The sequence below is a fragment of the Stenotrophomonas sp. 05L44_2 genome, from assembly GCF_056665995.1.
In genome coordinates this window covers 1-9626 of sequence record NZ_JBFTNR010000115.1, presented here as the reverse complement: position 1 = coordinate 9626, position 9626 = coordinate 1, and the positions used below count along the sequence as shown (strand labels likewise).

The 9626-nt window shown below is 67.2% G+C and carries 9 protein-coding genes; 4 read left to right on the top strand and 5 right to left on the bottom strand.

Translation table 11 applies throughout. The features are described 5' to 3' along the window. Nucleotides 1-224: 224 nt before the first annotated feature. From AC1VAN_RS06030 to galE, 4 genes are all read left to right on the top strand, one after another. On the top strand, nt 225-2108 hold the full coding sequence (locus AC1VAN_RS06030; RefSeq protein ID WP_442251653.1) for a DUF3413 domain-containing protein: 1884 nt from the start codon (nt 225-227) through the stop codon (nt 2106-2108). A 19-nt stretch (nt 2109-2127) separates the two neighbouring features. Next, on the top strand, nt 2128-3267 hold the full coding sequence (locus AC1VAN_RS06025) for a glycosyltransferase family 4 protein (protein WP_032974999.1): 1140 nt from the start codon (nt 2128-2130) through the stop codon (nt 3265-3267). Continuing rightward, nucleotides 3260-4117, top strand: coding sequence for a polysaccharide deacetylase family protein (locus tag AC1VAN_RS06020; protein WP_480985453.1), 858 nt, complete (start codon nt 3260-3262; stop codon nt 4115-4117). The genes AC1VAN_RS06025 and AC1VAN_RS06020 overlap by 8 nt, the downstream gene beginning before the upstream one ends. 70 nt (nt 4118-4187) lie before the next feature. Beyond that, entirely contained in the window at nt 4188-5195 is a 1008-nt protein-coding gene (gene galE / locus AC1VAN_RS06015) for a UDP-glucose 4-epimerase GalE (protein WP_480985452.1), read from the top strand. 72 nt (nt 5196-5267) lie between these two features. On the opposite strand, the gene glmM is transcribed toward galE, so the two are convergent. The 5 genes from glmM to AC1VAN_RS05990 all read right to left on the bottom strand — a co-directional run. Then, nucleotides 5268-6632, bottom strand: coding sequence for a phosphoglucosamine mutase (gene glmM, locus AC1VAN_RS06010; protein WP_480985451.1), 1365 nt, complete (start codon nt 6630-6632; stop codon nt 5268-5270). Next, entirely contained in the window at nt 6632-7507 is an 876-nt protein-coding gene (gene accD, locus AC1VAN_RS06005; RefSeq protein ID WP_032975002.1) for an acetyl-CoA carboxylase, carboxyltransferase subunit beta, read from the bottom strand. Before accD ends, glmM begins: the two co-directional genes overlap by 1 nt. A gap of 112 nt (nt 7508-7619) precedes the next feature. Further along, nucleotides 7620-8429 (bottom strand): tryptophan synthase subunit alpha, encoded by an 810-nt coding sequence (trpA, locus tag AC1VAN_RS06000; protein WP_032975003.1) that lies wholly within the window; start codon nt 8427-8429, stop codon nt 7620-7622. A gap of 1 nt (nt 8430) precedes the next feature. After that, complete coding sequence (locus tag AC1VAN_RS05995; protein ID WP_480985450.1) at nt 8431-9108, bottom strand: hypothetical protein; 678 nt, start codon at nt 9106-9108, stop codon at nt 8431-8433. Then, nucleotides 9105-9626, bottom strand: a 522-nt coding sequence (locus AC1VAN_RS05990; RefSeq protein WP_480985449.1) for a pyridoxal-phosphate dependent enzyme, incomplete at its 5' end; no start/stop codon positions are given. The genes AC1VAN_RS05990 and AC1VAN_RS05995, both read right to left, overlap by 4 nt.

Sequence of the window (9626 nt, the reverse complement as noted above, 5' to 3'; positions counted from 1 at the left end):
GGGTGATGTCGAGGGTGGGGATCTGGCTCACAGCGGTTCCTGGCTTGTCGTTGAGTCGGTACGGGCCCGCCATGCAATGGCGACCGATCTGAACATTGTGACAGATAGATCGGAACACGCCACCGACACACTGAAACAAACCGATACAATGCGCCACCCGCGCGCGGTTTAACGACTTCGTCACGCCGGAAATCGCCCCGTTGCCCACCTGAACCCGCCCCGCCATGGATGCCGCCCTGCCCGACGCCACTGCCGCTGTTATTTCCGGCCCTGCCCGACGCTGGCGCCGGCTGGCCTGGTGGTCCATGTTCGTGGCCGCCAACGCCGTGCTGGCCGCGCTCATCGCACTGGGCAACGTGCCGCTACGCGACAACCCCGGCGGCACGCTCGGCCTGGCTTATCTGGCGTTCGCCCTGCCCGGCCACCTGCTCGCGTTCGGTGCCCTGGCTGGCCTGCTGCCGCTGGCCATCGGCCTGTGGCCGCGCAGCGCGCGCGCATTGAGCGTCTCGGCGGTGATCTGCCAGGGCCTGTGGCTGTGCCTGCTGCTGGTGGATGCCAAGGTCTTCGCGCTGTATCGCTTCCACCTCAACGCGATGGTTGCCAACATGGTGTTCGGCGGCGCCCTGCAGGATCAGGTCAGCCTGTCCTGGAAGACCTGGCTGCAGGCGGCGGCTCTGGTATCGGCGATTTTCGCCGCGCAGGGCCTGCTGGCCTGGGCGTGCTGGAAGCTGCTGCCCGCAGCGCCACGGCGGCGGCGGGTACTGCAGGCCTGGGCGGTGGTTGCCCTGCTGATGGGCGGCGGCCAGGTCGCCACTGCCTACTACGACGCGCTCGGCGAACGCGCAGTGATCAGCCAATGGAACTACCTGCCATTGGCGCAGCCGATCACCGCCAAGAGCGCGATGCGCCGCTTCGGCGTGGTCAGCCAGCACCAGGTCGGCCTGCCCGATCCGCGCCATGCCCAGCTCAACTATCCGTTGCAGCCCCTTCGCTGCCAGAGCCACCAGCGGCCGAACGTGCTGATGGTGGTACTGGAGTCGTTGCGCCATGACGTGCTCACCCCGCAGTTCATGCCCAACGCCTCGGCGCTGGCCCGGTCCTCGCGGGTGTACGAACATCATTTCAGCACCGGCAACGCCACCCGCTATGGTCTGTTCGGGCTGCTGTACGGCCTGCCGGGTGGCTACTGGCCCAGCATGCTCGACGAGCAGCGCGGCTCGCAGTTGTTCAAGGTGCTGGGACAGCAGGGCTATGACCTGCATCTGTATGGCAGCGCGCCGCTGTACAGCCCGGAGTTCGATCGCACAGCGTTCGCCGATGTCCGCGACCAGTTGCACCAGGGGCCGTCCGAACTGACCTCCGACGGCCGTGATGCCGCCATCGTCGCTGGACTGCAGAAGGACATCCGCGCCAGCCAGGCTGCGCAGCGCCCGTGGTTTGGTTTCGTGTTCCTCGATTCCACCCACGCGCCCTACCACATGCCGGCCGGCTATCCGCCGCTCGCTACGCCGATGGCCGATGCCATCGATTTTCTCAAGTTCGGCCCCGAGCACGATCCAACGCCGGAATTGAACCGTTATCACACCGCGGTGCATTACGCCGACAGCCTGATTGGATCGCTGCTGGATGACCTGCGTGCGCAGGGACTGGACCAGGACACGATCGTGCTGGTGACCGGTGACCACGCCGAGGAATTCAACGACCTCAAACTCAACTACTGGGGCCACAACGGCAACTTCTCCAACCACCAGCTGCAGGTGCCCTTCGTGCTGCATTGGCCCGGCCAGGGTGGCGGCCGCGACGCGCGGGTCAGTTCGCATGAAGACTGGGTGCCGACGCTGATGCGCCACGGCCTGGGCTGCGAGAACGCATTGACCGACTACAGCACCGGCCACGACCTGCTGGCTGCACCGACCGGCAAGCGTGCGCTGGTGGTGGAAAGCTGGTCGCAGCGTGCGGTGCGCAATGGCGAGGCGATCTACGTGTTCGACAAATTCGGCAACGCCACCGCGCTCGATGCGCGCTACCGCCCCCTGCCGCAACAGACCCCCGACGCCGCCAGCATCCGCGCGGCATGGGAAGCGCTGACGCGCTTCCGCAACCGCTGAATCCAAGGACCGATCCACCATGAACCGTCCGCTGCGCATCCTGCATACCGAAGCCGCCAAAGGCATGGGCGGGCAGGAGATCTACATTTTCCGCCACATGCAGGTGATGCGCGCGCGCGGCCATGACGTCGCCCTGCTGTGCCAGCCGGACGCGCGCCTGGCAAAGCGCGCGCGCGATGATGGCTTCACCGTGCATACGCTGCGCATGGGCGGCCTGGCCCGGCTGCTGCGCGGCATCTGGTCGGTGTCACGGCTGGTCCGCCGCGAGCGCTACGACGTGGTCAACACCACCAGCCGTCGCGATGCATTGATTGCCGCCGCGGGCGCACGCCTGGGCGGCACACCGCTGGTAGTGCGCTCGCGCCACCTGATGAGCCCGGTGAATTCGCTGCTGACCTACACCGGCCTGCCGCACCGGGTCATCACGGTGAGCAATTTCGTCAAGCAACTGCTGGCCGACCGGGGAATTCCCGCCGATCACATCGGCATCGTGCCGCCGATGGCGGTTGCGCCAACCGACGCCACGCATGAGCCCTCCTGGCAGGCGTTGCAGGAGGCGCGCGCACGCGTGCGCGCCGAGCTCGGATTCGACGAACAGGACATCGTAGTGGGCTGCGTGGCCGTGCTGCGCGAACCCAAGGGCCACGCCGAACTGCTGCAGGCCATGGTGCCGCTGTGCAAGGCCAATCCCCGCCTGCATCTGGTGGTGGTCGGCGATGGCCAGGCAGTGATGCAGCGCCTGCAGGCCACGTGCGCCGAGCACGACCTGCAGCACCAGGTCCATCTGCTGGGCTTCCGCAGTGATGCCAGCCAGCTGATGCCCGGCTTTGACATCTTCGCCCTGGCCACACACAAGGAAGCATCGGGCACGGTGTTCCTGGAAGCGGCCCAGGCCGGCCTGCCGATCGTGTCGCATCGGGTCGGCGGCGTGCCTGAAATGCTGGTGGAAGGCAGCAATGCCATCCTCACTCGACTGGGTGACGGCGGCGCCCTCACCGGGGCGTTGCGGCTGCTGGTGGACGATCCCGAGCGTCGCCGGCAGATGGGACGTTCCGGCTGGGACTGGATCCGCAGCGCCAAGCGTTTCAGCCCCGAAGGCCACGCTGAAGCCACCGAACACTATTACCACCAATGGATGAAGGAGCTGGGTCATGGCTAATGCCAGAACCGTACCGGTGCTGATGCATCACCACGTCAGCAACTCGCCCGGCATGATCACGGTGTCGCCGGAGAATTTCGAAAGCCAGATCGCCTGGCTGGCGCGCACCGGCTGGACCTCGTTGACGCTGGACCAGTACGCCGGCTTCCTGGCCGGCAAGCCGGTGCCGCGCAAATCGATCGTGATCACCTTCGATGATGGCTACCTGGACAACTGGGTCTACGCCCATCCGATCCTGCAGAAGTACGGCATGCACGCGGTGGTGTTCGTGGTGACCGGCTGGATGCACGAGGGGCCGATGCGCCCGCATGCCGGCATCGCCGGCGCCACGCTGCCGGAAACGCCCGAACATCGCGCCTGCGAAGACCTGATCTACAAACAGGGCCGCAGTGACGAGGTGATGATGCGCTGGAGCGAAGCACGYGCGGCCATCGAGGCGGGCACCTTCGAGATCCATTGCCACACCCACACCCATACGCGCTGGCTGCGCCGCCAGGACCTGGATCGCGCCCAGCGCCGCGCCGGCATCAGTGGAGACCTCTCGATGGCCAAGGAAGTGCTGCTGGAGAAACTGGGCKAAGTGTCGGACACCCTGTGCTGGCCTTACGGCGATTTTGACCAGGACTATATCGAAGTGGCGCGTGAGCAGGGTTTCCGCTACCTGCATACCACCCATCCGTTCGGCCGCAACGTGGTCGGCGGCGATCCCGAGCGCATCTACCGCTTCGCCATCCGCAACCGGCCGGCAAGCTGGCTGCGCAAGCGCATCGCGTGGAGCTACAACCCGCTGATCGCCCCCCTGTTCAACGGCTTCAAGGCGCGGCAGAAGAAGATGGTGCCGGGGCCGTGATGGCGCTGCCAGCACTGGGCTGGCACAGCTTCGGCAAGGAAGCTCCAACAGAGTGGAAGGATTACAGGAAATGAACGTTCTGGTTACCGGCGGCGCTGGATTCATCGGCTCCCACACGTGCGTGGAACTGCAGCAGCAGGGCCATGCGGTGGTCGTCGTCGATTCACTGTGCAACAGCGACGCCGGGGTGATCGGCCGGATCGGCGACATCACCGGCATCGCGCCGCTGTTCGTACAGGCCGACGTGCGTGACCGTGCGCGGATCACCGCGGTGCTGCGCGAGCATTCGATCGATGCGGTACTGCATTTTGCCGCGCTGAAATCGGTTGGCGAATCGCGGCAGATGCCGTTGGACTACTTCGACAACAACATCAGCGGCACCCTCGCCCTGCTCGGCGCCATGCGCGATGCCGGCGTGGGCACGTTCGTGTTCAGCTCGTCGGCAACCGTGTACRGCGACCAGGACCATTGCCCGGTGGCCGAAACGGCCTCGACCTGCGCGATGACGCCCTATGGCCGTTCGAAGCTGGTGGTGGAGCAGCTGCTGTCCGACCTGGTCGGCGCCGATATGGCGCTGCATGTGGCAACGCTGCGCTACTTCAACCCGGTGGGGGCGCATTCAAGCGCGCTGATCGGCGAGCTGCCGCACGGAACGCCCAGCAACCTGATGCCCTACATCGCCCAGGTGGCCGCCGGCCTGCTGCCCGAAGTGCAGGTATTCGGCGATGACTATCCGACCTGTGACGGCACCGGCGTACGCGACTACATCCATGTGCAGGACGTGGCGCGGGCCCATGTGCTGGCGCTGCAGTACCTGCGCGACAAGCGCCGCAGCATCACCCTGAACCTGGGCACCGGCCAGGGCCACAGCGTGCTGGAACTGATCAAGGCCTTCGAGCAGACCGTCGGCCGGCCGATTCCGTTCCGGATCACCGGTCGTCGTAGCGGCGACATCGCGGTGAGTTTTGCCGACCCGTCCCTGGCCCTGCGCGAGCTGGGCTGGACCGCGCGCCATGGCCTGGCGGACATGTGCCGCGACACCTGGAGATGGCAGACGGAGATGCCGCGCAGCGCCTGATGCCTTGCTTGCGGCAGACAGCAACATGGCCGCACAAGCGGCCATGTTGTCGGTTCGATCCAGCGACAGGGTTCAGGCCGCGGCCGCTGTCCTGACCGCCGCCGAAAGCCGGTCCAGGGTGTCCTGCATCAGCGTCGCGTCATCGGCCTCGACCGTGACCCGCACCACCGGTTCGGTGCCGGAAGGACGCAGGAAGGCACGCCCGCGACCGGATACCGCCTGCTGCGCTTCGAGCAGCGCAGCCTGCACGCTCTCGGCCTGCACGGTGGCCTTGGCCGAGACATCGCCAAGGCGCACGTTGACCGTCTTCTGCGGCACCTTGGACAACGGCTGCAACGCTTCGCGCAGGTTCTTTCCCTGCTGCTTCAGCGCCACCAGTRCCTGCAGGGCACTGACGATGCCGTCGCCGGTGGTGGCCCGGTCCAGGCACAGCAGATGGCCGGACGCTTCGCCACCGAGCACGCCGCCTCCCTCCACCAGTGCCTGATGCACGTAGCGGTCGCCGACGTTGCTGCGCTGGAACGGAATCTGCAGTTCGGCAAGGGCCTTTTCCAGACCGAAGTTGCTCATCAGGGTGCCGACCACCGGGCCGCGCAGGCGCCCTTCGGCCTGCCATGCGCGCGCCAGGATGTACACCAGGTCATCGCCATCGACCGGGTTGCCGCGGTCATCGGCCATCAACACCCGGTCACCATCGCCGTCGAAGGCGATGCCCAGGTCGGCGCGGGTCTCACGCACCTTGGCAGCGAGGTTGTCGATGTGGGTCGACCCGACGCCGTCGTTGATGTTGACGCCATTGGGTTCGGCACCGATGCCGATGACCTCCGCGCCCAGTTCGCGGAACAGCAGCGGCGCGATCTGGTAGGTGGCGCCATGCGCGCAGTCGAGCACCAGGCGCACACCGCGCAGATCGAACGCGCGCGGCACGCTGGACTTGCAGAACTCGATGTAACGGCCGACGGCCTCGCGTGCACGCGAGGCCTTGCCGAGCTTTTCCGAAACGGCCGTGGTGAACGGCACGTCCAATGCGGCTTCCAGCGCCAGCTCGGTGGCATCGTCGAGCTTCTCGCCCTGGGCGGAGAAGAACTTGATGCCGTTGTCGTAGTGCGGGTTGTGCGACGCACTGATGACGATGCCCGCGTCCACGCCCAGGGTACGGGTCAGGAAGGCAACGGCCGGGGTCGGCATCGGGCCGAGCAGCTGCACGTCAGCGCCCGCAGCGACCAGCCCGGCTTCCAGCGCGGCTTCGAACATGTAGCCGGAGATCCGCGTGTCCTTGCCGATCACTACGATCGGACGGCGCCCCTCCTGGCCGCGCTGGGCGACCAGCACGCGGCCAAGGGCGTTGCCCAGGCGCAGCACGAAATCAGCCGAGATCGCCCCTTGGCCGACTCGACCGCGGATGCCGTCGGTACCGAAGTACTTGCGGCTCCCCATCAAGCTTCCTCCGGTGCCGGCTCGCGCCGCAGCATCGCCAGCAGGTCGGCCAGGCGGTCGCGCAGTTCACGACGGTCACAGATCTGGTCGATGGCGCCGTGCTCGAGCAGGAACTCCGAACGCTGGAASCCTTCMGGCAGCTTCTCGCGCACGGTCTGYTCGATCACGCGCGGGCCGGCGAAGCCGATCAGTGCACGCGGTTCGGCGATGTTGATGTCGCCCAGCATCGCGAACGATGCCGACACACCGCCGGTGGTCGGGTGGGTCAGCACCGAAATGTACGGCTGTCCGGCTTCACGCAGTTTGCCCAGCGCGGCCGAGGTCTTGGCCATCTGCATCAGCGAGAACAGGCCCTCCTGCATGCGCGCGCCGCCACTGGCGGAGAAGCACACGTAGGGTGCGCCGATCTCGGCGGCGGTTTCGGCGGCAAGGGCGAAGCGCTCGCCGACCACCGAGCCCATCGAGCCCCCCATGAAGGCGAAATCGAAGGACGAGGCCACCAGGGGACGGCCCTTGAGCAGGCCGCGCATGGCGATCAGCGCGTCGTACTCACCGGTGTTCTTCTGCGCGATCTTGATGCGCTCGCTGTACTTCTTCTGGTCCTTGAACTTCAGCAGGTCGGTCGGCCCCAGGCGGGCAGCGATCTCGGTGGTGCTGTCGGCGTCGAACAGCGCAGCCAGACGGGCGCGCGCGCGGATGGCCATATGGTGGCCGCACTTCGGGCAGACCTCCAGATTCTCTTCCAGCTCCGGACGGTACAACGCACTGCCGCAGTTGCTGCACTTTTCCCACAGGCCCTCGGGGACGCTGCGCTTCTTGCTGGGGGTGTTGTCGGTGCGGATGCCAGACGGCATCAACTTGCTGAGCCAACTCATGCGGGAGGACACTTCCGTTCAGGGCGGCCCGGGGGCCGCAAAGGCGGACAGTCTAGCTCCGCTTGCGGATATTCTTGCGCGCCCCACCGCCGGGCATGGCCCGGCGCTACCATTACTGATCCAATGCCTGCCGCAGCGGAGCCAGGAACGCTGCGGCGCGCTGCGCCGCATCCTCGGTGGAGGTCGCTTCGGCCAGCACCGCCACCAGTGCGCTGCCGACCACCACGCCGTCGGCCTGGCGCGCCATGGCCGCCGCACTGGCTGCGTCCTTGATGCCGAAGCCGGCCACCACCGGCACGCTGGCCCTGGCCCGCAGCGCCTGCAGGCGTGCGCTGGCCGCGTCGCTGTCCAGTCGTTCCGAGGCGCCGGTGACCCCGGCAAAGCTGACGTAGTACAGATAGCCACGGGCCAGCGCCAGCAGCTTGTCAGCGCGTGCCTCGCTGGTGGTCGGCGATGCCAGCAGAACCAGCGCAAGGCCTGCAGCGTCGAAGGCCTGCTGGGCTTCGCTGGCCTCTTCCGGCGGCAGGTCGACCAGCAGCACGCCGTCCACGCCAGCCGCCACCGCCGCTTCGGCGAACGCCACGTAACCGTGGATCTCCACCGGGTTGAGATAGCCCATCAGCACCACCGGCGTCTGCGTGTCCTGTTGCCGGAACTGCGCCACCGCCTGCAGCACGTAACGGTTGCCGGCACCGCGGGCCAGCGCGCGCTCGGAACTGCGCTGGATGGTCGGGCCGTCGGCCATCGGATCGGAGAACGGCACGCCCAGTTCGATCACATCGGCACCGGCCTGGACCAGCGCGTGCATGACCGGCACCGTGGCTTCCAGCGAGGGATCACCGGCGGTGATGAAGGGGATCAGGGCCTTGCGCTGCTGCTGGCGCAGGCGCTGGAAACAGTCATCGAGTCGGGAAACAGGCATCTCAGGCACATCCTTCAATCAGTTCAATCGCTTCGCTGGTCCCCCAGTACATCAGGATGACCTTCCCTTCAAACACTTCCAGGCGGATGCCCAGGTCGGAACCCGGATCCTGCCAGGTCAGGTACTCGCCCTGATCGCCGTCGTAGGCATGCGGGCTGGMGACCGGCGCGCCGGGGAACTGCGCCACCGCCTGCGCCCGCGTCATGCCGATGCGCAGTCCGAACGGACCCGGCTGGTCGACCGGCGCCTTGGCGTCCTCGCCCGGACCAAGATCGAAACGGACCACGCGGTCTTCGTCGGTCATCATCGACACGCCGGGCGGCAGCCCCTTGCCGTCGTAGTACTCGCAGCTGCCGCCGATGGCTTCGACCGCGCCCATTGCCTTCCACGGCCCGAAGGCCTTCAGGTCGCTCATGTGCTGGCCGATCAGCACCTCGCCGGCATGATCCAGCGCCACCGACGCCACGGCGGGCGCGTCATCGCTGGAGACTGCGGCCGAGGCCGGTGGATCATCGATGGGCGTGCTCGCTATCGGGTCGACGTCATCGTTGGCCGCCATCGGCTGCGCCGGTTGCGCAGCGGCCTTGGCCGCCGGCGCCAGCACCGGCGGTTCCGGCGGTTGGCACGCGGCCAGGCCCAGCACCAGCAGCACGCCCGTACTGCGCATCAGTGCGCTCACAGCACCAGCCCTTCGCGCGCCGCGATGGTATGCACGTCCTTGTCGCCACGTCCTGACAGGTTGCACAGCACGATCTGGTCGCGCGGACGCCCGCGCGCGAGCTTCATCGCCTGCGCAAGCGCGTGGCTGGACTCCAGCGCCGGCAGGATGCCTTCGGTGTGGGCCAGCAGATGGAAGGCCTGCAGCGCCTCTTCGTCGGTGATGCCGACGTAGCGCGCACGGCCGCTGTCGGCCAGGAACGCATGCTCGGGGCCTACACCCGGGTAATCCAGGCCGGCCGACACCGAATGGGTCTCGATGATCTGGCCATCGTCGTCGCACAGCACATAGGTGCGGTTGCCGTGCAGCACGCCCGGGCGGCCGGCGGCGATGGAAGCTGCGTGGCGGCCGGTGTGGATGCCATCACCGGCCGCTTCAGCGCCGACGATCTCGACCTGGCGGTCGTTGAGGAAGGCATGGAACAGGCCGATCGCATTGCTGCCGCCGCCGACGCAGGCGGTGATCGCATCAGTCAGGCG

Bases quoted from the DNA above. Each gene is read 5' to 3' on its own strand.
- AC1VAN_RS06030 (WP_442251653.1), top strand. From the start codon at position 225: ATGGATGCCGCCCTGCCCGACGCCACTGCCGCTGTTATTTCCGGCCCT.
- AC1VAN_RS06025 (WP_032974999.1), top strand. From the start codon at position 2,128: ATGAACCGTCCGCTGCGCATCCTGCATACCGAAGCCGCCAAAGGCATG.
- trpA (WP_032975003.1), bottom strand. From the start codon at position 8,429: ATGCCTGTTTCCCGACTCGATGACTGTTTCCAGCGCCTGCGCCAGCAG.